Origin of the sequence: Senegalia sp. (in: firmicutes) (genome assembly GCF_052088025.1) — a bacterium.
Lineage (GTDB): Bacteria > Bacillota > Clostridia > Tissierellales > SIT17 > Anaeromonas.
On sequence record NZ_JBQCYD010000020.1, the window covers coordinates 20,359 to 46,117 of the forward strand.

At 32.0% G+C, this 25,759-nt stretch carries 22 protein-coding genes, 1 tRNA gene, 1 pseudogene and 2 other annotated features; all 24 genes and pseudogenes read right to left on the reverse strand.

The genetic code is table 11. The features are described 5' to 3' along the window. Positions 1-25: 25 nt before the first annotated feature. Positions 26-2,092, reverse strand: coding sequence for an elongation factor G (gene fusA, locus ACTHUW_RS07195; protein WP_442196605.1), 2,067 nt, complete (start codon positions 2,090-2,092; stop codon positions 26-28). A gap of 30 nt (positions 2,093-2,122) precedes the next feature. Then, positions 2,123-2,593 carry a 30S ribosomal protein S7 gene (gene rpsG, locus ACTHUW_RS07200; protein WP_442196604.1) on the reverse strand — a complete coding sequence of 157 codons (471 nt, stop codon included), beginning with the start codon at positions 2,591-2,593 and terminating at the stop codon, positions 2,123-2,125. A 142-nt stretch (positions 2,594-2,735) separates the two neighbouring features. Further along, positions 2,736-3,149, reverse strand: coding sequence for a 30S ribosomal protein S12 (gene rpsL / locus ACTHUW_RS07205; RefSeq protein WP_442196603.1), 414 nt, complete (start codon positions 3,147-3,149; stop codon positions 2,736-2,738). Between the two features lie 21 nt (positions 3,150-3,170). Next, complete coding sequence (locus ACTHUW_RS07210; RefSeq protein ID WP_442196602.1) at positions 3,171-3,410, reverse strand: ribosomal L7Ae/L30e/S12e/Gadd45 family protein; 240 nt, start codon at positions 3,408-3,410, stop codon at positions 3,171-3,173. Positions 3,411-3,552: 142 nt separating this feature from the next. Beyond that, on the reverse strand, positions 3,553-7,164 hold the full coding sequence (gene rpoC, locus ACTHUW_RS07215) for a DNA-directed RNA polymerase subunit beta' (protein ID WP_442196601.1): 3,612 nt from the start codon (positions 7,162-7,164) through the stop codon (positions 3,553-3,555). Positions 7,165-7,218: 54 nt separating this feature from the next. Continuing rightward, positions 7,219-10,782, reverse strand: a pseudogene (rpoB, locus tag ACTHUW_RS07220) (DNA-directed RNA polymerase subunit beta); the annotation flags it as partial. 232 nt (positions 10,783-11,014) lie between these two features. Further along, complete coding sequence (gene rplL, locus ACTHUW_RS07225) at positions 11,015-11,389, reverse strand: 50S ribosomal protein L7/L12 (protein ID WP_442196600.1); 375 nt, start codon at positions 11,387-11,389, stop codon at positions 11,015-11,017. A 20-nt stretch (positions 11,390-11,409) separates the two neighbouring features. Then, positions 11,410-11,922, reverse strand: a complete 513-nt coding sequence (gene rplJ / locus ACTHUW_RS07230; protein WP_442196599.1) for a 50S ribosomal protein L10 — start codon at positions 11,920-11,922, stop codon at positions 11,410-11,412. Positions 11,923-11,958: 36 nt separating this feature from the next. After that, positions 11,959-12,095, reverse strand: a sequence feature (ribosomal protein L10 leader region). A 46-nt stretch (positions 12,096-12,141) separates the two neighbouring features. Next, the gene (gene rplA, locus ACTHUW_RS07235; RefSeq protein ID WP_442196598.1) at positions 12,142-12,843 is read right to left on the reverse strand and encodes a 50S ribosomal protein L1; all 702 of its coding nucleotides are present in this window, start codon (positions 12,841-12,843) and stop codon (positions 12,142-12,144) included. Between the two features lie 56 nt (positions 12,844-12,899). Further along, positions 12,900-13,325, reverse strand: coding sequence for a 50S ribosomal protein L11 (gene rplK, locus ACTHUW_RS07240; protein WP_442196597.1), 426 nt, complete (start codon positions 13,323-13,325; stop codon positions 12,900-12,902). A gap of 62 nt (positions 13,326-13,387) precedes the next feature. Then, on the reverse strand, positions 13,388-13,906 hold the full coding sequence (gene nusG / locus ACTHUW_RS07245; RefSeq protein WP_442212878.1) for a transcription termination/antitermination protein NusG: 519 nt from the start codon (positions 13,904-13,906) through the stop codon (positions 13,388-13,390). Between the two features lie 30 nt (positions 13,907-13,936). Beyond that, positions 13,937-14,152, reverse strand: a complete 216-nt coding sequence (secE, locus tag ACTHUW_RS07250) for a preprotein translocase subunit SecE (protein WP_442196595.1) — start codon at positions 14,150-14,152, stop codon at positions 13,937-13,939. 70 nt (positions 14,153-14,222) lie between these two features. After that, positions 14,223-14,372: a 50S ribosomal protein L33 gene (gene rpmG / locus ACTHUW_RS07255; protein ID WP_442196594.1), complete on the reverse strand. Its 150-nt coding sequence runs from the start codon at positions 14,370-14,372 to the stop codon at positions 14,223-14,225. Positions 14,373-14,573: 201 nt separating this feature from the next. Then, a complete protein-coding gene (gene tuf / locus ACTHUW_RS07260) occupies positions 14,574-15,767 on the reverse strand; it encodes an elongation factor Tu (RefSeq protein ID WP_442212880.1) in 1,194 nt (397 codons plus the stop codon). A 25-nt stretch (positions 15,768-15,792) separates the two neighbouring features. Further along, positions 15,793-15,868: transfer RNA gene (locus ACTHUW_RS07265), tRNA-Thr, on the reverse strand. 53 nt (positions 15,869-15,921) lie between these two features. Continuing rightward, positions 15,922-16,539: an RNA polymerase sporulation sigma factor SigH gene (gene sigH, locus ACTHUW_RS07270; protein ID WP_442196592.1), complete on the reverse strand. Its 618-nt coding sequence runs from the start codon at positions 16,537-16,539 to the stop codon at positions 15,922-15,924. Between the two features lie 81 nt (positions 16,540-16,620). Next, on the reverse strand, positions 16,621-17,145 hold the full coding sequence (locus tag ACTHUW_RS07275) for an NYN domain-containing protein (RefSeq protein ID WP_442196591.1): 525 nt from the start codon (positions 17,143-17,145) through the stop codon (positions 16,621-16,623). 1 nt (position 17,146) lies between these two features. Further along, positions 17,147-17,893, reverse strand: coding sequence for a 23S rRNA (guanosine(2251)-2'-O)-methyltransferase RlmB (gene rlmB, locus ACTHUW_RS07280; protein ID WP_442196590.1), 747 nt, complete (start codon positions 17,891-17,893; stop codon positions 17,147-17,149). 13 nt (positions 17,894-17,906) lie between these two features. Further along, complete coding sequence (locus ACTHUW_RS07285; RefSeq protein WP_442196589.1) at positions 17,907-18,329, reverse strand: Mini-ribonuclease 3; 423 nt, start codon at positions 18,327-18,329, stop codon at positions 17,907-17,909. Beyond that, entirely contained in the window at positions 18,311-19,708 is a 1,398-nt protein-coding gene (gene cysS / locus ACTHUW_RS07290) for a cysteine--tRNA ligase (protein ID WP_442196588.1), read from the reverse strand. Before cysS ends, ACTHUW_RS07285 begins: the two co-directional genes overlap by 19 nt. After that, complete coding sequence (cysE, locus tag ACTHUW_RS07295; RefSeq protein WP_442196587.1) at positions 19,695-20,348, reverse strand: serine O-acetyltransferase; 654 nt, start codon at positions 20,346-20,348, stop codon at positions 19,695-19,697. The genes cysS and cysE overlap by 14 nt, the downstream gene beginning before the upstream one ends. Positions 20,349-20,590: 242 nt before the next feature. Further along, positions 20,591-22,078, reverse strand: a complete 1,488-nt coding sequence (gltX, locus tag ACTHUW_RS07300; RefSeq protein WP_442196586.1) for a glutamate--tRNA ligase — start codon at positions 22,076-22,078, stop codon at positions 20,591-20,593. 74 nt (positions 22,079-22,152) lie between these two features. After that, positions 22,153-23,877: a proline--tRNA ligase gene (locus ACTHUW_RS07305; RefSeq protein WP_442196585.1), complete on the reverse strand. Its 1,725-nt coding sequence runs from the start codon at positions 23,875-23,877 to the stop codon at positions 22,153-22,155. A gap of 75 nt (positions 23,878-23,952) precedes the next feature. Beyond that, positions 23,953-25,392 (reverse strand): proline--tRNA ligase, encoded by a 1,440-nt coding sequence (gene proS, locus ACTHUW_RS07310; protein ID WP_442196584.1) that lies wholly within the window; start codon positions 25,390-25,392, stop codon positions 23,953-23,955. 44 nt (positions 25,393-25,436) lie between these two features. Continuing rightward, positions 25,437-25,634: a binding site (T-box leader), on the reverse strand. Positions 25,635-25,759 lie beyond the last annotated feature (125 nt).

Consider the following 25,759-nt stretch of genomic DNA (forward strand, 5'->3'; position numbering starts at 1 on the left):
TATTAATCCTCCTCAATATTTTAAATTATTTTCCCATAATTTCTTCTGCAATACTCTTTGGTACTGCTTCAAAATGATCTAATTCCATAGAGTAGTTTCCACGACCCTGTGTGTTAGAACGAAGATCTGTAGCATATCCAAACATTTCAGATAAAGGAACAAATGCATTTATAGCTTTAATTCCATGTCTATCTTCAAAGCTTTCAATTCTACCTCTTCTAGAGTTTACATCTCCCATTACATCACCCATATATTCTTCAGGTATAAGTACTTCTACCTTCATATATGGTTCTAATATAACTGGACCTGCTTTTGCCATAGCATCTTTAAAGCCCATTGAGCCCGCTATTTTAAATGCCATTTCTGATGAGTCAACCTCATGATATGATCCATCATATAATGTAATTCTAAAATCCGAAACTGGATATCCTGCAAGGATACCTGTTTGTGCTGCTTCTTGTATACCTTGATCAACAGCTGGTATATATTCCTTAGGAACAGATCCACCTTTAATCTTATTTACAAATTCATATCCTGAACCTGGTTTAAGTGGTTCCATGATTAACTTAACATGACCATATTGACCCTTACCACCAGATTGTTTAGCATATTTAGAATCTACATCAGCTGATTTAGTGATTGATTCTCTATAAGCAACTTGAGGATTACCTACATTTGCTTCAACTTTAAATTCTCTTAAAAGTCTATCTACAATAATCTCTAAATGAAGTTCTCCCATACCAGAAATTATAGTTTGATTTGTTTCTTCATCAGTATAAGTTCTAAAAGTAGGATCTTCTTCTGCAAGTTTTGCAAGGCCTATACCCATCTTTTCTTGTCCTGCTTTAGTTTTAGGCTCTATAGCTACAGATATAACTGGTTCAGGGAATATCATAGACTCAAGTATTATTGGATTGTCAGGATCACAAAGTGTATCTCCTGTTCCAGTACCTTTAAGACCTACTGCTGCCCCTATATCTCCAGCATAAGCAATATCTATTTCTTCTCTACTATTAGCATGCATCTGTAATATACGACCAATTCTTTCTCTTTTGTTTTTAGTTGAATTCAAAACATATGAGCCAGATTCCATAGTTCCAGAATAAATTCTAAAGAAAGCAAGCTTTCCAACATATGGATCTGTCATTATTTTGAATGCTAAAGCACTAAAAGGTTCCTCATCTGAAGATGGTCTTTCTGATTGTTCTTCAGTGTTTGGTATTATACCTTGTATTGGTGGTACATCAAGTGGTGAAGGCATATATTCTACAATAGCATCAATTAATAATTGAACACCTTTGTTTTTATAAGCTGAACCACAAAGAACAGGAACTATTTGATTAGCTATAGTAGCTTTTCTAATTCCAACCTTTAATTCTTCATTAGTGATTTCTTCACCTTCTAAATATTTCATCATTAAATCTTCATCAGCTTCAGAAACTTTTTCAATTAAGTTTTCTCTAAGTTCTTCTGCCTTAGCTCTTAAATCTTCAGGAATTTCTACGATTTCAATTTCTTGTCCTAAATCATCTAAATAAATTTTTGCATCCATATCTATAAGATCAATAATACCTTTAAAATCTTCTTCTGCACCTATAGGCATTTGAATAGGAACTGCATTAGCTTTTAACTTTTCTCTCATTGTAGCTACAGACATAAAGAAATCTGCACCCATTTTATCCATCTTGTTTACAAAGCACATTCTAGGAACTCCGTACTTATCTGCTTGACGCCAAACTGTTTCAGACTGTGGTTCAACACCACTTTTTGCGTCAAATATAGCAACGGATCCATCAAGCACACGAAGTGATCTTTCAACTTCTACTGTGAAGTCCACATGCCCTGGTGTATCTATAATATTTATTCTATGGTCCTTCCAAAAAGCTGTTGTAGCGGCAGACGTGATTGTAATTCCTCTTTCCTGCTCTTGCTCCATCCAGTCCATTTGGGCGCCACCTTCATGAGTTTCTCCTAATTTGTGTAACTTTCCTGTATAGAATAATATTCTTTCAGTTGCAGTAGTTTTACCTGCATCTATATGAGCCATTATTCCAATATTTCGAGTTTTTTCTAAAGGATAATCTCTTGCCATAATTGTTTCCTCCTTCTTACTGCTCGTTTATTACCATCTATAATGTGCAAATGCTTTGTTAGCCTCTGCCATTCTATGAGTATCTTCTTTTTTCTTAACACTTGCTCCAGCTTCATTGTTAGCATCCATTATTTCCTTAGCTAATCTCTCACTCATAGTTTTTTCGCCTCTTTTTCTAGAGTAAGTTGTTAACCATCTAAGTCCTAATGTTTGTCTTCTTCTAGGTCTAACTTCTATTGGAACTTGATAAGTAGCTCCACCTACACGTCTTGCTTTAACTTCTAATACAGGCATTATATTTTCTAATGCATTATGAAAAACTTCTAATGCATCTTCACCTGTTTTTTCAGCTATAGTATCAAAAGCCGTATAAATAATCTTTTGAGCAACTCCTCTTTTACCATCTAACATGATAGAGTTTATTAATTTTGTTACTATTACATCCTTATATATAGGATCTTCCATTACTTCTCTTTTTTGAATATGTCCTTTTCTTGGCACGTCGCTTCCCTCCTTAATAATCAAGATTAATTCTTCGGTACTCGATTTTTTAAAAATCGTGGTGCACATAATGTATATATTAAGCTATAAAATCCTTAGGAATCGATAGCATTACATTCCGCGCTTTTACCATAATACTATTTTAGTTTTGTGGCTTTTTAGTACCATACTTACTTCTTGCTTGTCTTCTTTCATCAACACCTGATGTATCTAACGTACCTCTTACAATGTGATATCTTACTCCAGGTAAGTCTTTGATTCTACCTCCTCTTATAAGAACAACACTATGTTCTTGAAGATTATGACCTATCCCTGGGATATAAGCTGTAACTTCATGTCCATTTGTAAGTCTCACTCTTGCTATTTTTCTTAAAGCTGAGTTAGGTTTCTTAGGTGTTACTGTTTTAACTGCTGTACAAACTCCTCTTTTTTGTGGTGAATTTATCTTTGTAGTCTTCTTTTTTAAAGAGTTAAATCCATCATTTAAATGTGGAGAGTCAGATTTTTTAGTTACTTTCTTTCTACCTTTTCTTACTAATTGATTGATAGTTGGCATATAGGCACCTCCTTCCAAATTTTACTTAAGTATAGCTACTGTTGCAGCTTTAACATCGATTCCACAGGCTTCTCCTAGCTCTCTCATGCTTTTTATAAAAATAATTTCAACAGATTTACCATTAGATTCTTTAAGTAAATCATCAACAATATTTTTATCTGCATCTTCTGCTATATATAAAATCTCTACTTCATCTTTTATTAAAAATCTTTTAGCCTGTTTGGTTCCTATTACTTTGTTTCTATCTTTGAGATTCGACAACAAATTAAGTCTCCTCCTTTAAAATACCGATGAGATTATAAAACTTTTTCATTTTATAATCTCCATCAATATCAGAAAGACAATCAAATTTTCATACTTGAATATTGTAACATCACTTTCTTTAACTGTCAAGAATTATAGCTTATATTTTCAAATCTTCTTTAATGATTTTTTTATCATTATCAGCTTCTACTATCTCAACTTCTTCAGTTTCTTTTGTGTCATCTTTTTCTTCTTCACCTATCCTATTTACTGCGATAGATTTATATTTTCTCATCCCTGTACCTGCTGGTATAAGTTTACCTATTATAACATTTTCTTTAAGCCCTAATAGATGATCTTCCTTACCTTTTATAGCAGCTTCAGTTAATACTCTTGTAGTTTCCTGGAATGATGCAGCTGAAAGGAAAGAATCTGTAGCAAGAGATGCTTTGGTGATTCCAAGTAAAACCCTCTTACCTACTGCTGCTTCTCCACCATCTTCTTCTATTTTATCATTTTCTTTTTGGAATTCAAATATATTTACAAGGCTTCCTGGAAGTAAATCCGTATCTCCAGAGTCTTCAATTTTAACTCTATTTAACATTTGTCTAACTATTACCTCAACATGTTTATCGTTAATATCAACACCTTGCATTTTATATACTCTTTGAACTTCTTTTACTATATAATTTTGAACTCCTATTAATCCTTTTATACTTAATATATCATGAGGATTAACAGATCCTTCTGTAATTTCATCTCCAGGTTCAATTTCTTCATCTTGTCTTACTTTTATTCTAGAGCCATAAGGAATAGTATATGATTTAGATTCCTTATCTTCGCTTGTAACAATAACTTCTTTCTTCTTTCTAGTTTCATTTATAGATACCTTACCTGCTATTTCTGATATTATAGCCAAACCTTTTGGTTTTCTAGCTTCAAATAACTCTTCAACCCTTGGAAGACCTTGAGTTATATCTCCACCGGCTACTCCCCCAGTATGGAAAGTACGCATTGTAAGCTGTGTACCAGGTTCACCAATAGATTGTGCTGCTATTATACCTACTGCTTCACCAACATCTACCTTTCCACCTGTTGCAAGGTTCTTACCATAGCATTTAGAACATACTCCATGCTTTGCTTCACAAGTAAGAGCTGAGCGAACATTTAATGTTTTAATATCAGCATCTATAATTTCTTTTGCTCTATCATCATTTATAAATTCTTGCTTTTTCACTATAATTTTTCCTGTTTCAGGATTTTTTAAAGTATCTAAGCTATATCTACCAACAATTCTATCGTATAATTCTTCTATAACTTCATTTCCATCCATAAATGCTTTTACATTTATACCTTTTTCAGTCTCACAATCTTCTTCTCTTACTATGACATCTTGACTTACATCTACAAGACGGCGAGTAAGGTAACCTGAATCGGCTGTTCTAAGCGCTGTATCTGCAAGACCTTTTCTAGCACCATGTGTAGAAATAAAGAACTCTAGAACTGTTAGTCCTTCTCTAAAGTTTGATTTAACAGGTATCTCTACTGTTTTACCAGAAGCATTTGCCATAAGACCTCTCATACCTGCAAGCTGTCTTATTTGGTTTTTACTACCTCTAGCTCCAGAATGACTCATTATATAGACATTGTTTAATCTGTCTAGATTCTTCATAAGCTCATCAGTAACATCTTCTGTTGTTTTAGTCCAAACTTCTATTACCTTTTCATATCTTTCTTCATCAGATATAAGACCTCTTCTAAATGCTCTCTCATACTTTTCAACTTTTCCTTCTGCTTCTTCTACAAGTAACTTTTTAGATTCTGGAACTATTATATCACTTACACCAATAGTTACAGCTCCAATAGAAGAATAATGGAAACCTAAATCTTTAATATGATCTAGCATTATAGCAGTAGTTGTGTTTGCATGCTTTTTAAAGCATTTATCTATTATTATACCAAGTCCTTTTTTAGTAACAAGACCTTTGTTTTGATCGTTATCAGGATCATCATTTAATCCATCAGTTTCAAGTGAATACTTATCTATACTTCTGTCTATGATACCTAAATCCTGAGGTATGTTTTCATTAAATATAAATCTACCTACAGTACTTTCTACAAGTTTACCTCTATCATTTTCATCTAATTTAACTAAGACTTTAACTCTAGAGTGAAGACCTACACTATCATTTTGATAGGCATGTAGTAATTCATCATAGTCTTTAAATATCATACCTTCTCCTTTTTCTCCAGGAATATCTATTGTTAGATAATAAGTACCAAGTACCATATCCTGTGTAGGAGTAGTTATTGGATTACCTGCTTGAGGAGCTAATATGTTGTTTATTGAAAGCATCAAGAATCTTGCTTCTGCTTGAGCTTCAGTAGAAAGTGGAACGTGAACAGCCATTTGGTCACCATCAAAGTCTGCATTATATGCTGTACATACAAGTGGGTGAAGCTTTATAGCTTTACCTTCAACTAAAATTGGCTCAAATGCTTGTATACCTAGCCTATGAAGTGTAGGTGCACGGTTTAAAAGAACTGTATGATCTTTTATTACTTCTTCTAGCACTCCCCAAACTTCTGGCTTTATTTTTTCTACCATTCTCTTAGCACTTTTAATATTATGAGCAAGTCCATCCTGAACAAGTTTTTTCATTACAAATGGTTTGAATAATTCAAGAGCCATTTTTTTAGGTAAACCACATTGATAAAATTTAAGATCAGGACCTACAACTATAACTGAACGACCTGAATAGTCCACTCTTTTACCAAGTAAGTTTTGTCTGAATCTACCTTGCTTACCTTTTAACATGTCTGATAATGATTTAAGAGGTCTGTTTCCAGGACCTGTAACAGGTCTTCCACGTCTTCCATTATCTATAAGAGCATCTACTGCTTCTTGTAACATTCTTTTTTCATTTCTAACAATTATATCTGGTGCTCCTAAATCTAAAAGCCTTTTTAGTCTATTGTTTCTGTTTATAACTCTTCTATAAAGGTCATTTAAATCAGAAGTTGCAAATCTACCTCCATCTAATTGCACCATAGGACGTAAATCTGGTGGTATTACAGGAACAGCATCAAGTATCATCCACTCTGGTTTATTCCCTGATTGTCTAAATGCTTCTATTACTTCAAGTCTTCTTATAATTCTTATCTTCTTTTGACCTGAACTTTCTTTAAGTCCTGCCTTAAGCTCTTTAGACTCACCTATTAAATCTATTCTACCTAATAGTTCTTCTACCGCTTCAGCACCCATTCCTGCAGTAAATTGTCTTCCATGCTTATCTATTGCATCTCTATATTCTTTTTCACTTAATAGTTGCTTGCTTGAAAGTGAAGTTTCACCTGGATCTATTACTACATATGAAGCAAAATATAGTATTTTTTCTAAGCTTCTTGGACTCATATCTAATATAAGTCCCATTCTACTTGGAATTCCTTTGAAATACCAAATATGAGAAACTGGAGCTGCAAGTTCAATATGACCCATTCTTTCTCTTCTTACCTTGGCCTTTGTAACCTCTACCCCACATCTATCACATACTACACCTTTATATCTAACTCTTTTATATTTCCCACAATGACATTCCCAGTCTTTTGTAGGTCCAAAAATTTTCTCACAGAACAAGCCCTCTTTCTCAGGTTTTAAAGTTCTGTAGTTGATAGTTTCTGGTTTTTTAACTTCTCCCTTAGACCACTGTCTAATTTTTTCTGGAGAAGCTAACCCTATTTTAATTGAATCAAAATTATTAAGTTCAAACAAGGGGCTTTCTCTCCCTTCCTTAAAGATTTATAAAGAATATTACTTGATATCACTGTTATCTTCTGGTTTAATTTCCATATTTAAATCATTTATTTCATCATCTACTGATTCTTTTATTTCTATCTCATCATTATTTGTAATTACCTTTATATCTAATGCTAAACTTTGAAGTTCTTTTATAAGCACTTTAAAAGATTCTGGCACTCCTGGTTCAGGAATGTTTTCACCCTTTACTATAGCTTCATAAGTTTTAACACGTCCTACAACATCATCTGATTTAACAGTTAATATTTCTTGTAATGTATGAGCTGCACCATATGCCTCAAGTGCCCACACTTCCATCTCACCAAATCTTTGTCCACCAAACTGAGCTTTTCCACCAAGTGGCTGCTGAGTTACAAGTGAATAAGGTCCAGTAGATCTTGCATGGATTTTATCATCTACTAAATGATGAAGTTTTAGCATATACATATATCCTACAGTAACAGGATTGTCAAAATATTTACCAGTTCTTCCATCACGAAGCTCAACTTTACCTGATTCAGGAAGATCTGCACGTCTTAATGCTTCAAATATATCCTCTTCATTAGCACCATCAAATACAGGCGTAGCTATATGCCATCCTAATTCTTTAGCTGCCATTCCAAGATGGACTTCTAACACTTGCCCAATATTCATACGAGAAGGAACTCCAAGTGGATTTAAAAGTATATCAAGTGTTCTTCCATCAGGTAAGAAAGGCATATCTTCTTCAGGTAATATTCTAGATATAACACCTTTGTTTCCATGACGACCACACATTTTATCTCCAACATTAATTTTCCTTTTAGTACTTATATATACACGTACTAATTCATTTACTCCAGGAGATAATTCATCTCCATTTTCTCTTTTAAATACCTTCACATCTATAATTATACCCGTTTCTCCATGAGGTACTCGAAGGGATGTATCTCTAACTTCACGAGCCTTTTCTCCAAATATAGCACGAAGAAGTCTTTCTTCAGCAGTGAGTTCAGTTTCTCCTTTTGGAGTAACCTTACCTACAAGAATATCTCCAGGCTTAACTTCTGCACCAATTCTTATTATACCTCTTTCATCAAGGTTTTTAAGTGAATCGTCTCCTACATTTGGTATATCTCTAGTTATTTCTTCAGGTCCAAGTTTAGTATCTCTTGCATCTGCTTCATATTCCTCTATATGAATAGAAGTTAATGCATCTCTTTTAACAAGATTTTCATTTATTAAAATAGCATCCTCGTAATTGTATCCTTCCCAAGTCATATAACCAATAAGCATATTTTTACCTAAAGCTATTTCTCCTAAATCCGTAGAAGGTCCATCTGCTATAACCTGACCTTTTTGTATTTTTTCGCCTTTTTCTACTATAGGTTTTTGGTTTATACATGTACCTTGATTTGATCTTTTAAATTTAAGAAGTTTATATCTTTCTAAATTAGAATCTTCTTCTTTTTTAATCACTATCTCATCTGCTGATACATTTTGTACTATACCAGAAACTTTAGATACTATAGCAACCCCAGAATCTTTTGCAGCCTTGTATTCCATACCAGTACCAACTATAGGTGCTTCTGATTTCAGAAGTGGAACTGCTTGACGCTGCATATTTGCTCCCATAAGGGCTCTATTTGCATCATCATTTTCAAGAAATGGTATCATAGCTGTAGCTACAGAAACTATCTGTTTTGGGGAAACGTCCATATAATCTACTTCTTCACGACTTACTGCATCATATGTTCCGTTTTCTGCCCTAACTACAACTCTTTTGTTAGCAAAGGCTCCATTTTCATCTAAAGGCTCATTTGCTTGAGCTACGATAAATTTATCTTCTACATCTGCTGTTAAATAATCTATATCCATTGTCATTTGTACTTTTTCTTTATCTGCTTTTCTATATGGAGCTTCTATAAATCCATATTCATTTATTCTTGCAAAAGATGCAAGCGAATTTATAAGTCCGATATTTGGTCCCTCTGGTGTTTCAATAGGGCACATTCTACCGTAGTGAGATGGATGAACATCACGAACCTCAAAACCTGCTCTATCACGACTTAGTCCACCAGGTCCAAGAGCTGACATTCTTCTTTTATGAGTAAGTTCAGCTAATGGATTTGTTTGATCCATGAACTGAGAAAGTTGAGAACTTCCAAAAAACTCTTTTATAGAAGCTGCTACAGGACGTATGTTTATAAGAGCTTGTGGAGTTGCAATATCAACATCTTGTATAGTCATTCTTTCTCTAACTACTCTTTCCATTCTAGATAAACCAATCCTAAATTGATTTTGTAATAATTCACCTACAGAACGAACTCTTCTATTTCCTAAGTGATCTATATCATCAGTTTCACCTATACCTTGGAAAAGATTAAACTCATAACTAATAGAAGCTACTATATCTGGAATTATTATATGTTTAGGTAATAACTCTCTAAATCTTTCCTTTATAGCTTCTTCTATTTCTTTTTTGTCATTAAATTCATTTAATATTTCCTTAAGCACAGGATAATAAACTCTCTCTTTTATGCCTAGTTCTTTTAAATCTACAGGTAAATCAAGCGCATTAACATCTACAAAGTGATTTCCTATAATTTTTATTATTTTACTATCTTCAGATAATATATCAACTTTATTTATGCCAGCTGCCTCTATCTCTAAAACCTTTTCTCTTGTTATTTTTTCATCTTTAGAAACTATTATTTCTCCAGTTTCCTCATTTGCTATGTTATCAGCTGCAATTTTATTTATAATCCTTCCACTTAAAGCAAGTTTTTTATTGAATTTATATCTACCTACTTTAGCTAAGTCATATCTTTTAGCATCAAAAAACAATGTATTAATAAGTGATTTTGCACTTTCTACAGCTGGTGGTTCTCCTGGTCTAAGCCTCTTGTATATCTCAAGTAATCCTTCTTCTTCACTTGAAGTATTATCTTTTTCAATACTATTTAGTAAATGTTCTGATTCACCTAATAATTGTAATATTTCTGCATCTGAACCATAGCCTAAAGCTCTTAAAAGAACAGTTACAGGTAATTTTCTAGTCCTATCTACTCTTACATATACAATATTATTTGAATCACTTTCATATTCAAGCCATGCTCCACGATTTGGAATAACAGTAGCTGAATACAAGCTATCTCCAGCTTTATCTAATTTCTCATTATAATAAACACCAGGAGATCTAACTAACTGACTTACTATAACTCTTTCTGCACCATTAACTATAAAGGTACCCTTGTCTGTCATGAGATGGAAATCTCCCATGAAAACTTCTTGCTCTTTTACTTCTCCCGTTTCTTTGTTAATAAGTCTAACTTTCACTTTCAATGGAGCTGAGTAAGTTGCATCTCTTTCTTTACATTCCTCAATACCATACTTTGGTTCATCTTCAACATAATAGTCTACAAATTCCAGAACTAAATTCCCTGTATAATCTTGAATTGGAGAGATATCTTCAAACACCTCTTTTAGTCCTTCTTTTACAAACCATTCATATGAAGTTTTTTGAACCTCAATTAGATCGGGAAGTTCTAATACTTCATCAATTACTGAATAACTCATTCTAACCCGTTTACCATACGAAACAGGATGCACCATATTATTCACCCCTTATAAAAAACTAATTCCAAAAGGCTATAGAAATCCTTTAGTGGAAATTTCTTCATTATATCTATAATAATATTGACATAAAAAAAAATTTTATACCCTCTTTTTTATGCCAATTCCTCATTATTTTGCATCTTATAATGCTATCACACAACTTATAATATGTCAAGCCTAAGAAATAGCAATAAAAAAGGCACCATTACGGTACCTTTATTTAAATAAATTACTTAAGCTCTACAGTAGCTCCTACTTCTTCTAACTTAGCTTTCATTTCTTCAGCTGCTTCTTTTTCGATTCCTTCTTTAACTGGTGCTGGTGCTCCGTCAACTAATCCTTTAGCATCCTTTAATCCAAGTCCAGTTATTTCTCTAACAGCTTTTATAACTTTGATTTTTGAGTTTCCAGCATTTGCAAGGATAACATCAAATTCTGTTTGCTCTTCTTCTGCTGCTGCTCCACCTGCTGCTCCACCTGCTACCATTACTGGTGCTTGTGCACTTACGTCAAACTCCTCTTCAAGAGCTTTTACTAAATCTGATAATTCTAATACAGTTAATTCTTTAACTTGATCTAATATATTTGTGATTTTTTCACTCATTTATAATTCCTCCATTTAATTTATTGTTCAGCGGATTCTTCGCCGTTTTCTTTGTCAACTATTGCTTGTATTCCACGAGCAAATTTACTAATTGGTGCATTTAATGCAATAACAACTTGAGTAAGTAAATGCTCTTTAGAAGGTAAGTTAGCTATTTCAGATATTTTCTCAAAATCTAACATATCTCCTTCAACTATTCCTGCTTTAAGTTCTAAATTCTTATGATCTTTTGCAAAGTCATTAGTTATTTTAGCTGCTATAACAGGGTCTTCATTAGATATTGCTATCGCATTTGGTCCTGTTAAGTGATTTGTAAATTCTTCATAACCTTCATCTTTAAAAGCAAATCTCATCATGCTGTTTTTATAAACCTTGTATTCAACACCTGCTTCAGAGTACTTTCTTCTAAGTTCAGTAACTTCATCTACATTCAAACCTCTATAATCAACTAAAACTACTGATTTAGCTGCTGATATTTTGTCTCTTATTTCTTGAACTAGTTGCTGTTTTGCTTCAACAATTTTTTTGTTCATTTTGACTTCCACCTCCTCAAATAAGAAGTAATTAATTTCATAAAATTAAAAGGTCTTCCGCATAAGGAAGACCTTCATATAATCATATATTAAATAATCATAATGGGTACAACCTCGGTAGGTAATTTAAACCTTTCGGTTCCTACTTTCTACGGTTATTTATTAAATTTTAATCTTTTAATATCTTAACACGGTCATACCATTATGTCAATAACAAATTTATATATCCATTAATTTTTGACCATTAATTTTGATTCCAGGTCCCATTGTGCTTGATAAGACAACAGATTTAAGATATCTACCTTTAGCTGCTGCAGGTTTTGCTTTTATTAAAGCACCCATTAAAGCATGGAAGTTTTCTTTTAATTTTTCTTGTCCAAAAGAAGCTTTCCCGATAGGAACGTGAACTATGCTTGTTTTATCTACTCTATATTCTACCTTACCTGCTTTTATATCATTAACAGCTTTTTCAACATCGAAAGTAACTGTTCCTGATTTAGGGTTAGGCATTAATCCTTTTGGTCCAAGAACTCTACCAAGTCTACCAACAACACCCATCATATCTGGTGTAGCTACTACTACATCAAATTCAAACCAATTTTCTTTTTGAATCTTATTTAAATATTCATCTGCACCAACAAAGTCTGCTCCAGCTGCTTCTGCTTCTTTAGCTTTTTCACCTTTTGCAAATACTAAAACTTTTCTTGTTTTACCAGTACCATGTGGAAGCACTATTGCACCTCTTACTTGTTGATCAGCATGTCTTGGATCTACTCCAAGCTTTATTGCTAATTCAATAGTTTCATCAAAATTAGCTTTAGCAGTCTTTTCAACTAACTCAATAGCTTCATTTGTATCATAAAGTTTTTCTCTATCAACTAATTTTATACTATCATCATATTTCTTTCCTCTTATAGCCATTTGTATCCTCCTCTGTGGTATAACGATTTTTAAATCTTCCACTTTTTTAATATTACTTAGTCTTCTACTACTATACCCATACTTCTTGCAGTACCTGCTACCATACTCATAGCAGAATCTATATCACTTGCATTTAAATCAGGCATTTTTGTTTCTGCAATTTCTTTTACTTGATCTTTTGAAATTGTAGCTACCTTATTTTTATTAGGTTCTCCAGATGCTGCTTCTAATCCTAAAGCTTTCTTTAGTAAAACAGCAACAGGAGGAGTCTTAGTTATAAATGTAAATGATCTATCTTGATATACTGTAAGAACAACTGGAATTACCATACCAGGTTGATCAGCAGTTTTTGCATTAAATTCTTTACAAAATCCCATAATGTTAACACCATGTGGTCCTAAAGCAGTACCTACTGGTGGTGCTGGAGTTGCTTTACCAGCTGGAATTTGTAACTTAACTACAGCTTGAACTTTTTTAGCCATACCTGTTACACCTCCTTATTTATTTGTCTCTAATAAGACTATTAAAAAGAGTAAAATACTCTTTATAAGCTTTGTACTTGATCAAAATCAAGTTCTACAAGTGTTTCTCTTCCAAACATAGAAATAAAAACTTTGAGCTTTCTTTTTTCAGTGTTTATTTCTTTTACTGCACCCATGAATTTTTCAAAAGGTCCAGATATTACTTTTATAGAATCGTCTATTTTGATATCAATCTGTGGAAGTGCATCTTGCACACCCATATTTTTTACTTCCTCAGGAGTTAAAGGTATTGGTTTAGATCCAGGACCTACAAAACCTGTAACACCCCTTGTATTTCTAACAAGATACCATGATTCATCAGTCATTACCATTTTAACGATAACATAGCTAGGGAATTTTTTTCTTTCTTTGACCTTTTTCTTGCCATCTTTTACTTCTACATACTCTTCCATAGGTACAAGTATTTCAGGTACTATATCTTGCATAGCTCTATTTTCAACCAACTTTTCTATATTCGCTTTAACTTTATTTTCATGACCAGAATAAGTATGTACTACATACCATTGGGCCTTTTCTGACATATCCGTGGCCAACCCCTCCCTCGCTTTTTATTAACCAATTATAAATGATAATAAGCCTTTTACTAAAGTATCAAATAACCATATGATAAGCCCTACTACAGTACATAAAGCTATAACTACTGCTGTATGATTTATTAATTCTTTTCTATTAGGCCAACTAACTTTCTTTATTTCTGCCTTTACACCTCTAAAATATGATTTGACTTTTTTAAAGGTATTTTTTTTCGTTTCAGCTTGAGCTGCCATATAATTTCACATCCTTACCTTTATTAATATTGATCAATTTAATAATTCTTAATCAATTTAGTAAAAGGAATTATTTTGTTTCCTTGTGATTTGTATGAGTTTTACAGAATTTGCAATATTTTTTCATCTCTACTCTATCAGGATGTAATCTTTTGTTCTTTGTTGTTGTATAATTTCTTTGCTTACATTCAGTGCAGGCTAAAATTATTTTATCTCTCATTAAAACACACCTCCTACGCCTTAATACCTATAGTATTATTAATCTAGGCATAATAACTATCAGTACTTAATATGAATAACTTTTAAATTATATCATTTTAATTCATTGTTAGTCCAATATATAAATTATCACAAAAATCTTAATATGTCAATAAAAAACTAGGTCTATTAAGACCTAGTTTTTAGCCTTTACATATTTAAACTATTCTATTATCTCACTAACTACTCCAGCTCCAACTGTTCTTCCACCTTCACGTATAGCAAATTTAAGTCCTTTTTCCATTGCTATTGGTGTAATAAGTTCTATTGTAAACTGTGCGTTATCTCCTGGCATTACCATTTCTACGCCTTCTTCTAACTGGATTGCTCCTGTTACATCTGTTGTTCTAAAGAAAAACTGTGGTCTATATCCATTGAAAAATGGTGTGTGACGTCCACCTTCATCTTTATTTAATACATATACTTCAGATTTGAATTTAGTATGTGGTGTTATTGTTCCAGGCTTTGATAATACTTGGCCTCTTTCAATTTCATCTCTTTGGATTCCTCTTAGAAGTGCTCCTATATTATCTCCTGCTTGCGCTTGATCTAATAATTTTCTAAACATCTCTACTCCTGTACATACTACTTGTCTTGGCTTGTCTGTAAGTCCTACTAGTTCTACTGTATCTTGTACTTTTAATATTCCTCTTTCTACTCTTCCTGTTGCTACTGTTCCTCTTCCTGTGATTGAGAATACATCTTCTACTGGCATTAGGAAGTCTTTGTCTATTTCTCTCTCTGGGGATGGAATTGTCTCATCTACTGATTCCATTAATTCCATTATTTTATCTCCCCACTCTCCTGCTGGGTCTTCTAATGCTTTTAGAGCTGATCCTACTACTACTGGAATGTCGTCTCCATCAAATTCATATTCTGATAGTAATTCTCTTACTTCCATCTCTACTAGTTCGATTAATTCTTCATCATCTACCATATCTGCCTTGTTTAAGAATACTACTATTTCTGGTACTCCTACTTGACGTGATAATAGTATATGCTCTCTTGTTTGTGGCATTGGTCCATCTGCTGCTGATACTACTAATATCGCTCCATCCATTTGTGCTGCTCCTGTTATCATGTTCTTTACATAGTCAGCATGACCTGGGCAGTCAACATGTGCATAATGTCTGTTTTCTGTCTCATACTCTATGTGAGATGTTGATATTGTAATTCCTCTTTCTCTTTCTTCTGGTGCCTTATCTATATTGTCAAATGATGTTGCTGCACCTGTTCCTAGTCTGTTGTTTAATACTGCTGATATTGCTGCTGTTAATGTAGTTTTACCATGGTCAACATGACCTATTGTTCCTACGTTAACATGTGGTTTATTTCTTTCATATTTTGCTTTTCCCATTATTAATCCTCCTTAAGTTATTTTTTGGAGCCCACGACCGGGATTGAACCGGTGACCTCTTGCTTACCATGCAAGTACTCTACCTACTGAGCTACGTGGGCATTTAAATCTACTGTAAATTATTGTACTATGTTAATTTTTGAATGTCAATAGATTAAACAGGTAAATCTTTCTCTAATTTTCTTTTGATTCTTTGAAGTGCATTATCAATTGATTTTACATGCCTTTCCAAACTAATAGCTATTTCTTGATATGATTTACCTTGCAAGTAAGATAATAAAACTTCAAGCTCTAATACACTTAGTGTTTGACCTATCTTTTGTTCTATTCTAGCTAATTCTTCTTTAGAAATCATAAGTTCTTCTGGATTTGTAATCTTAGCACCTGAAATCATATCCATCAAGGTCTTGTCTGATTCCTCATCATATAAAGGTTTGTTTAGTGATATATAAGAATTTAAAGGCATATGTTTTTGTCTTGTTGCTGTTTTAATAGCAGTTATAATTTGTCTTGTAATACAAAGTTCAGCAAAGGCTCTAAAAGAAGCTAATTTATCTACATCATAATCTCTTATAGATTTATATAAGCCTATCATGCCTTCTTGTATTATATCTTCCCTATCTGCTCCTATCAAAAAATAACTCCTTGCTTTAGATCTGACAAAATATTTGTACTTTTTAAGTAAATATTCCAAAGCAATATTATCTCCATCTTTTGCCCTTTTTACCGCTTCTTCATCACCCATTAATGGGTAAACATTGGTTATTCCCACTAACATCTCCTCCAGATATCCCCTGAAATCTCATACTTATATACTTATTATATATTAGGCACAAGTCTAGAGTCAAGATTTTTACAGTTTTCTTCTCATTTTCTCAAATTTTTCTAATATTTCTTTATTTAACCTTTCCCCTAGGACTCCTCTTTTATAACTATTTTTTTTATCTTTTTCTTTTTTAATAGCACCTTTTATTTTATCAACCTCAATTTCTAGTTCCCTAGCTGATATTCTAGTACCACCCCTACTTAATATTACTTGTTGTTCTACCCAGTCAGAAGTAGCCACTCTAACAGCTTTATTTCTACCCATTTGGTCTAATTTTTTCTCTATATAACTATCAGCAGTTTCATGTTCTTTTGTGTATACAACAATAAGTCCATAAGTTTTTTCTTCTTTTTGATTCCCACCCTTTAATAGATGCGCATCAAATACTATTATTACATTAATCCCAGTAAAAGATTGATATTCCGCCATAATTTCTATAAGTTCATTTCTTGAATTATCTAAATTTACTTCACTTGCAGATTTGAGTCTAGCCCAACTATTTATAATATTATATCCATCTATAAATAAATATTCCTTTTTATTTGATCCCATCTCATTTTTTCAATCCTCTTTGCCTATTAACATCATACATTATAATTGAAGCTGCAACAGAAGCATTTAAAGAAGATACTTTCCCCATAATAGGAATTTTAACTAGCTCGTCACATTTCTCTTTTACCAATCTTCCAATCCCGCTACCTTCACTTCCAATTACAAGCGCAATAGGTCCTGTGAGTTTGTTTTCATAATAAGGTCTTTCACCATCCATGTCTGCTCCATATATCCAAATACCTTCTTCCTTTAATACATCAATAGTATTTGCTATATTAGATACTTTTACTACCGGCATATATTCTATAGCTCCAGCTGAAGTTTTAGCTACAGTAGAGGTAAGTCCAACTGATCTTCTCTTAGGGATTATTATTCCATGAGCTCCAACACATTCTGCAGTTCTCATTATAGAGCCTAAATTATGAGGGTCTTTTATTTCATCTAATATTATTATAAAAAGATCTTCATTTTTGCTTTTTGCAAGAGCAAAGATATCTTCCAAGTTTTTGTAAGTATGACTTGAAGAAACAGCTATAACCCCTTGATGTGAGCTTGTACTACTCATTTGATTTAATTTATTTTTATGAATATATTGGATAACTATACCTCTAGATTTAGCTAGTTTTTTAATCTCATTTATAGAACCTGTTTTACTGCCATCTTCTATAAATAATTTTTCAATCTCTCTTCCTGATTTAAGTGCTTCTATTACAGGATTTCTACCTTCTATATAATCATTCGTACTCATTTTTAACCACTCCTTATATTAAATCTTTTATTATTATATTGAATATCTCTTCTATTCTACTTTGTCTATCTAATAAATACAGATATCCTATTAAAGCTTCAAAGCCTGTTGCATATCTATAATCAGACATATTAGCATTTTTAGGTACAGTTGCTGATTTTTTATTTCTACCCCTTTTTACTATAGATAATTCTTCATCAGTAAGTTTATCCATTAATTTATGAACTATATCTGATTGAGCTTTTGCTTTTACAAATTCAATTGCCTTTTTATGAAGCTCATTTACAGAAAGCACTCTATCTTCTAATAGATACCTTCTAATAAATACTTCATAGACTGCATCACCTATATATGCTAATTGGAGTGGAGAGAGCAAATTAACTTCTCTCACAGTCCAATTTTTATTTTGTTTATCTCCTATATTTGTTTTTTCCATTTAGTTCCTTCCTTTGTATCTTCTAATACTATACCTTTTTCTTTTAATTGATCTCTTAAATCATCTGCTAATTTATATTCTTTGTTCTTTTTAGCATCATTTCTTTTTTTTATTAAATTCATTATTTCTTCATCTAAAATTTCATCTTTCTTATATAAAAGTCCCAATACATTGCTTAGATTCATAAGTATATCATAGCTATATTTAACTGTTTTGTATGAACTTTTGCTATTTAAATTTGTATTAGTATATTTTATAAGCTCAAACATTTTAGATAAGGCATCAGCAGTATTTAAATCATCTTCCATACTTTCATCAAATTCTTTTTTAAATTTATCTATTGCTTCTTTTGATTCTTCATCTAAATGTGAATTTTCTTTGTTAAGTATGCCTAACAAATCCTCTAATTTGTTCTTTCCATTATAGAGTCTTTCTAATCCATTTTTTGATTGTTCTAATATTTCTCTACTAAAGTTTATAGGACTTCTATAGTGACTTGAAAGTATGAAATATCTTACTATTTCTAAATCATATTCCTCACTTACACCCCTTACTGTAAAGAAATTAAATTTAGATTTACTCATTTTGATATCTTCTACATTTATCATTGCATTGTGCATCCAATAATTTGCAAATGGCTTTCCTGTAAGGCTTTCAGATTGAGCTATTTCATTTTCATGATGAGGAAATTCTAAATCATGTCCACCTGCATGAATATCAATAGTATCTCCTAAATATTTTCTTGCCATTACAGAGCATTCAATATGCCATCCAGGCCTTCCTTCTCCCCATGGACTTTCCCAAAAAGGTTCTCCTTGCTTCTTACTCTTCCAAAGAGCAAAGTCTACAGGATTTCTTTTTTCTGAATTAACACCAATTCTAGCTCCAGACTGCAACTCTTCTATTTTTTTATTTGATAATTTACCATAATTTTTAGCCTTACTTATATCAAAATATACATCTCCGCCTACCTTATATGCAAAATCTTTTTCTTCTAATTCTTTTATGAATTCTATTATTTCATCTATGTTTTCTGTAGCTCTTGGATGAATTGTTTCTTCTTCTGATATATTTAAATTTTTAGCATCAGTAATATATTCAGCTATAAACTTATCTGCAATTTCTTTTACACTTGTATTTTCCTCATTTGCCTTTTCAATCATTTTATCATCTATATCGGTAAAATTAACAAGATATTTTACGTTATAACCCTTGTTTTTAAGGTATCTTCTTAGTACATCAAACACTATAAGAGGTCTGGCATTTCCAACATGGATATAATTATACACTGTAGGTCCACATACATACATACTAACCTCATCTTTTTTTAGTGATATAAATTCTTCTTTTTTTCTAGTTAAGCTATTATAAAGTTTCATTTAAATCCTCCTTATGTTTTATTTTTTCTAATTTTTCTATTCTTTTATCTATTTGGTCTAATCTATCTGCTATTGGGTCTGGAAATTTCGTTTGATCTAAATCCAATTCTTTTAATGGAGTCATTTTTTTCCTAATTACTATTTCTCCTGGTATACCTACTATTGTAGCATATTTTGGTGCTTCTTTTAATACAACTGCTCCTGCTCCTATTTTGGCAAAATCATTCACTTTAAATGGTCCAAGCACCTTTGCCCCAGCGCTTATTACTACATTATTGCCTATGGTAGGATGCCTTTTCCCACATTCCTTTCCAGTTCCTCCAAGAGTTACACCTTGATATATTACTACATCATTTCCTATTTCTGCAGTTTCTCCTATCACAACACCCATTCCATGGTCTATAAATACCCTTTTACCAATTTTAGCACCTGGATGTATTTCAATGCCTGTAAAGAATCTTGCTATCTGAGAAATTATTCTCGATAATAAAAATATATTCTTTTTATATAAAAAGTGCGCAAATCTATGACATGTTACAGCATGAAAACCTGGATAACATAATATTATTTCTATAGAAGTTTTAGCAGCCGGATCCATTTTTTTTATTGTTTTTATATCCTCTTTAACGTTTGAAAACATCCTTTTCACCACCTTCTAACTGTAATACTAAAATGAAAAAACCGCCCCTATACAAATTTGTATAGAGACGGTTTTACCGTGGTTCCACTCTAATTTAAGCTTTCGCCTATCTTTAATGGTTATAAGGTAACCAACAAAAAGTTCAAAGGTGCATTTTCAATCAAAACTAACCATAATCCTTTCAGCCAAGGGATTATTCTCTAATTGGTAGAATTTGATTTACTTTTTCCTCATCATTACTTTTAATTATTTAAAATATTATTTTCTACATATTGTATGCGAGTAAGTATATTTTGTTTACCTAAAACCAAAATTATATTTACCATTTCAGGCCCATGAAGAGAACCTGTAAGCATGGCTCTTATTGGCATAAACAAATTCTTGCCCTTAACTCCTGTTTTCTTTTGGATTTTTTTAATAATAGTCTTTGAAAATTCCTCATCTATTTCATCTATCTGATTTAACTCTTCTTTAAATGCATCTAAAAGAGATTGAACTTGATCTCCTTTTAACATATTCATTACATCTTCATCTTCTAAATCTACATTATAATTGAAATATATATTTGCTTTTTCTTTTATTTCAGAAAGATTTGAAAGATCTTCTTTTACGGTAGATACAAGAGTCTTTATCCATTCATATCTATTCTCTACATCTTCATCATCAATATATCCTGCTTCTTTTAAGAAAGGTATAGCCAAATCTGTTATTTTATCTAAACTTCCTTCTCTTACATATTGACCATTTATCCAATTCAACTTATCTATATCAAAAACTCCACCAGTTTTAGATACCCTATCAAATGAAAATTCTTTTTCTAATTCATCCATATTAAATATTTCTTCATTTGATTCAGGAGACCAACCAACTAAAGCTAAATAGTTATTTAGTGCTTGTGGAAGATATCCTTTTTCTTTGAAATCAGTTACCGATACATCACCTTGTCTTTTTGATAATTTTTTCTTATCCTTATTTAATACTGTAGGAAGATGTACATATGTTGGAGCCTCCCATCCAAATGCATTGAACATAAATACATGCTTTGGAGTTGATGGCAGCCATTCTTCTCCCCTTACTATATGAGAGATCTTCATTAAATGATCATCAACTACTACTGCAAAATGATAGGTTGGAAATCCATCTGATTTCATAAGTACTTGATCATCCATATCACTTGTATTTATAGTAACCTTACCTCTTACTAAATCATTAAAAACTATATCTTCACTCTCAGGTAACTTAAGTCTTATTACATATTCCTCACCATTTGATATTCTAGTTTCAGCTTCTTTTTTATCTAAGCTCCTACAATATCCATCATATCTTGGAATCTTACCAGCTGATTTTTGCTCTTCTCGAACCTTATCCAATCTTTCTTTTGAACAAAAACAGTAGTATGCGTGTCCTTTTTCCAATAATATATCCAAGTATTTTTTATAAATATCTAATCTTTCAGATTGAATATATGGACCATATTCACCCTTTTGAATTACTTTTCCATTCTCTATAAATACACCTTCATCATGTGTGATTCCAGCCCACTCCATAGAATCTATTAGATTTTCTAAAGCGCCCTCTACAAATCTTGTTCTATCTGTATCTTCAATCCTTAAAATATATTTTCCATTATTATGTTTAGAAAACAAATAATTATATAGTGCCGTTCTAAGACTTCCTATGTGAACAAATCCTGTAGGACTTGGGGCAAATCTTACTCTTACATCACTCATTTAAAAACCTCCATTTTACTGATTATTATTGTTAATTATATAATACATAACTTTAAAATACAAGTTTAAGAATCTTACAGTTTAAGTCCTTGATTTTCAAATACTTCTTTTACTCTTTTAAGTACTTCAACTTCATTTACTTTTACCTTTTCATATTCTTCTCTTAGGGAAAATTCAACCACAGAATCTTTAGCATCTCTTCCAACAGTTATCCTTATAGGTATACCTATAAGTTCTGCATCTGTAAACTTAACTCCAGCTCTTTCTTTTCTATCATCTAGTAAAACTTCAATTCCTTCCTTTTTTAAAACATCATATAAGCTTGTAGCTAATTCTATTTGATCTTCCTTTTTAGGGTTTACTACAGTTACTATAAGGTGATATGGAGCTACAGCTAAAGGCCATATCATACCCTTTTCATCATTGTTTTGTTCTATTATTGCCCCAATTGTTCTATCTATTCCTAATCCAAATGAATTCATATAAAAGTTTTGACTTTTCCCATTTTCATCAAGATATCTTGCATTTAATTTTTCACTATATTCAGTTCCTAGCTGCAATAGATTACCTAATTTAATGCCCCTATCTATTAAAAGTTTGCTTTTACATTTAGGACAAGTATCATTTTTCTTAACCAATAATAAATCTTCTACTTCTTCGCCTGAGAAATCCTCTATGTTTACATTTTTTATATGATAATCAGTTTTATTTGCACCCACTACAAAGTTTTTCATTTTTTTAATCCTAGAATCTATTATCATCCTAACATCTTCTTTTAATTCAAGAGGTCCAGCAAAACCAATTTCTGCTCCAGTAACTCTTTTTACGCCTTCTTCATCTATCATTTCAATTTCAGATTCAGGTAAATTCAAATAATTTGCAAGTTTACTTTGATTTAATTCTCTATCAGCAGGAATTAATACAGCTATAACCTTTTCTTTGCCCTTAAATAACAATGTTTTTACAAAATTTGAAGCATCCATACCTAAATATTCTTCCATCTTTTGAACCGTTACAGCATGCGGAGTATGAACTTCTTCTTTTTTAAGATTTTCTTTTTGCGTGTTGTTTTTTATATTATATATAACGGGAGCCTTTTCATCTGTAGCAGCATAATTACAATCTTTACAATAAACCAGACCAGTTTCCCCTATATCACTTTTAGCAGAAAATTGATGGCTAGTTCCATTGCCTTTTTGACCTGAATCAGCTTGTAAAACCCTATAATCAATCTTACATCTATCAAAAATCCTTTCATAAGCTTTCCACATATTCATATAGGATTTCTCCATACTTTTAGCATCTTTATCAAAAGTATAAGCATCTTTGCTTATAAATTCACGTGATCTTATAACTCCTAAACGAGGTCTTTTTTCATCTCTATATTTACTTTGAATTTGATAAAGATTTAAAGGTAATTGCTTGTATGATTTCAATTCATTCTTTATAGTTTCTATAAAGATTTCTTCATTACTTGGACTTAGGCAAAGTTCTCTGTTATGACTATCATTTATCTTTAACATTTCTGTCCCAAATTCTTTTAATCTTCCACTTTCATCCCACAATTCTTTTGGTTGAATATTAGGCATTAAAGTTTCCTGTCCACCTGAATTATCCATTTCCTCTCTTACAATATTTTCTATTTTTCTTATTACTCTATATCCTAAAGGTAGATAGGAAAAAACACCTGCTACTACTTTTCTAATCATACCTGATCTTAACATTAATCTATAACTTGCTATTTCAGTATCAGTTGGAGCTTCTCTAAGTGTTGGCATATATAAATTTGACATTTTCATAATTATTACCTTCTTGTTTTAGACAATAATATAAAGAAAAACACATTCTCTCCAAAGGAGAAAATGTATTTTAATTTAATATGCTCTAGCTAAATAAACCATTTTTTCTGATTTTCCACTGCAGCAAACACATTCCTCTGTTCCTAAATCTTCTTGTTCAAAAGGAATACATCTTATAGTAGCTCCTGTTTGTTCTTTTATTTTTTGTTCACATTCTGCATCTCCACACCACATAGATTTCACAAAACCTGGAGTGTTTTTAATGATATTTTCTAATTCATCCATATTTTTAGCTACATATGTTTTTTCATCTCTCATTTTTTTAGCTTTTTCAAATAAAGAACTTTGAATATCTTCTAATAATTTTTCAATATCTTCATTTATTGTATCTAAAGAAACAGAAACTTTTTCATTTTTATCTCTTCTAGCTAATACAACTTGATTATTTTTGATATCACGAGGTCCAATTTCCAAACGGATAGGAACACCTTTCATCTCCCATTGATTAAACTTCCAACCTGGTGAATACTCATCACTATCATCTATTTCTACTCTAAAGTTCTTTTCTAATTCTTTTTTAAGGTCATATGCCTTATCTAATACTCCTTCTTTATGTTGAGCTATTGGTATAATAACTATTTGTGTAGGAGCTATCTTTGGAGGTACTACTAATCCGTTATTATCTCCATGAACCATTATAAGTCCACCAATAAGTCTTGTAGATACTCCCCAAGAAGTATGGTAAGGATTTTCAATTTCTCCTGTTCTTCCTGTAAAGGTAATATCAAAAGCCTTGGTAAAATGTTGACCTAAGTTATGAGATGTTCCTGATTGTAGAGCCTTACCATCATGCATTAAGGCTTCCATAGTGTAGGTTGCAGCAGCTCCTGCAAACTTTTCCTTATCACTCTTTCTTCCCACAACCATAGGAATAGCTAAAAATTCTTCTGCTATTTCCCTATAAATTCCTAGCATTTGTAAAGTTTCAGCTTGAGCTTCTTCTGCCGTTTCATGTAAGGTATGACCTTCTTGCCATAAAAATTCAGATGTTCTTAAAAATGGTCTAGTGCTCTTTTCCCATCTTACAACATTATTCCATTGATTATAAAGATAAGGCAATTCTCTCCAAGATCTTAACCACTTAGAATACATACTACACATTATTGTTTCCGAAGTAGGTCTAATACATAATCTCTCTTCTAATTTTTCATGTCCACCATGAGTTACCCAAGCAACTTCTGGTGCAAAACCTTCAACATGTTCTGCTTCCTTTTCTAAAAGACTTTCTGGTATAAGTAGTGGAAAATAGATATTTTTATGACCAGTATCTTTAAATCTCTTATCATATGCCTTTTGGATATTTTCCCATATTGCATATCCATAAGGTCTAATAACCATAAAACCTCTAACTGGAGAATAGTCTGCCATCTCAGTTTTTAATACAACATCTGTATACCATTGTGCAAAATCTTTATCCATATTAGTAATTTCTTGTACCTTTTGATTATTTGCCATTTTGTATTTCCTCCTCATTTTTAGACAATAAAAAAACGCCCCTAAAAAGGGACGGATATTCCGCGGTACCACCCTAGTTGACTTTTAAAAGTCCACTCTAATTTTATAACGGTAAGTCACCGTAAGCTAAAAAGCTTAAAGCTCAAGAACAGGTTCAATATTTAGCGGAATGAAAACTTCCCAGCCTAGAGTTTTCTCTCTTTGAATCATAAATATTTACTATTTTCTATCTTCGCCTTTAGATATATAATTATTAGTAATTTTACTAGAAAAACAAACTTTTGTCAAATACTATTTTTTTGTTATTAAACAAATCTGATCAACATATGATAATGTCCTATTATAACATTTATGATTATGTCCTAAT

Bases quoted from the DNA above. Each gene is read 5' to 3' on its own strand.
- fusA (WP_442196605.1), bottom strand. From the start codon at position 2,092: ATGGCAAGAGATTATCCTTTAGAAAAAACTCGAAATATTGGAATAATG.
- rpsL (WP_442196603.1), bottom strand. From the start codon at position 3,149: ATGCCAACTATCAATCAATTAGTAAGAAAAGGTAGAAAGAAAGTAACT.
- rplL (WP_442196600.1), bottom strand. From the start codon at position 11,389: ATGAGTGAAAAAATCACAAATATATTAGATCAAGTTAAAGAATTAACT.
- rplJ (WP_442196599.1), bottom strand. From the start codon at position 11,922: ATGAACAAAAAAATTGTTGAAGCAAAACAGCAACTAGTTCAAGAAATA.
- rplA (WP_442196598.1), bottom strand. From the start codon at position 12,843: ATGGCTATAAGAGGAAAGAAATATGATGATAGTATAAAATTAGTTGAT.
- rplK (WP_442196597.1), bottom strand. From the start codon at position 13,325: ATGGCTAAAAAAGTTCAAGCTGTAGTTAAGTTACAAATTCCAGCTGGT.
- nusG (WP_442212878.1), bottom strand. From the start codon at position 13,906: ATGTCAGAAAAGGCCCAATGGTATGTAGTACATACTTATTCTGGTCAT.
- secE (WP_442196595.1), bottom strand. From the start codon at position 14,152: ATGGCAGCTCAAGCTGAAACGAAAAAAAATACCTTTAAAAAAGTCAAA.
- rpmG (WP_442196594.1), bottom strand. From the start codon at position 14,372: ATGAGAGATAAAATAATTTTAGCCTGCACTGAATGTAAGCAAAGAAAT.
- tuf (WP_442212880.1), bottom strand. From the start codon at position 15,767: ATGGGAAAAGCAAAATATGAAAGAAATAAACCACATGTTAACGTAGGA.
- ACTHUW_RS07275 (WP_442196591.1), bottom strand. From the start codon at position 17,145: ATGGGATCAAATAAAAAGGAATATTTATTTATAGATGGATATAATATT.
- rlmB (WP_442196590.1), bottom strand. From the start codon at position 17,893: ATGAGTACGAATGATTATATAGAAGGTAGAAATCCTGTAATAGAAGCA.
- ACTHUW_RS07285 (WP_442196589.1), bottom strand. From the start codon at position 18,329: ATGGAAAAAACAAATATAGGAGATAAACAAAATAAAAATTGGACTGTG.
- cysS (WP_442196588.1), bottom strand. From the start codon at position 19,708: ATGAAACTTTATAATAGCTTAACTAGAAAAAAAGAAGAATTTATATCA.
- cysE (WP_442196587.1), bottom strand. From the start codon at position 20,348: ATGTTTTCAAACGTTAAAGAGGATATAAAAACAATAAAAAAAATGGAT.
- gltX (WP_442196586.1), bottom strand. From the start codon at position 22,078: ATGAGTGATGTAAGAGTAAGATTTGCCCCAAGTCCTACAGGATTTGTT.
- ACTHUW_RS07305 (WP_442196585.1), bottom strand. From the start codon at position 23,877: ATGAAAATGTCAAATTTATATATGCCAACACTTAGAGAAGCTCCAACT.
- proS (WP_442196584.1), bottom strand. From the start codon at position 25,392: ATGGCAAATAATCAAAAGGTACAAGAAATTACTAATATGGATAAAGAT.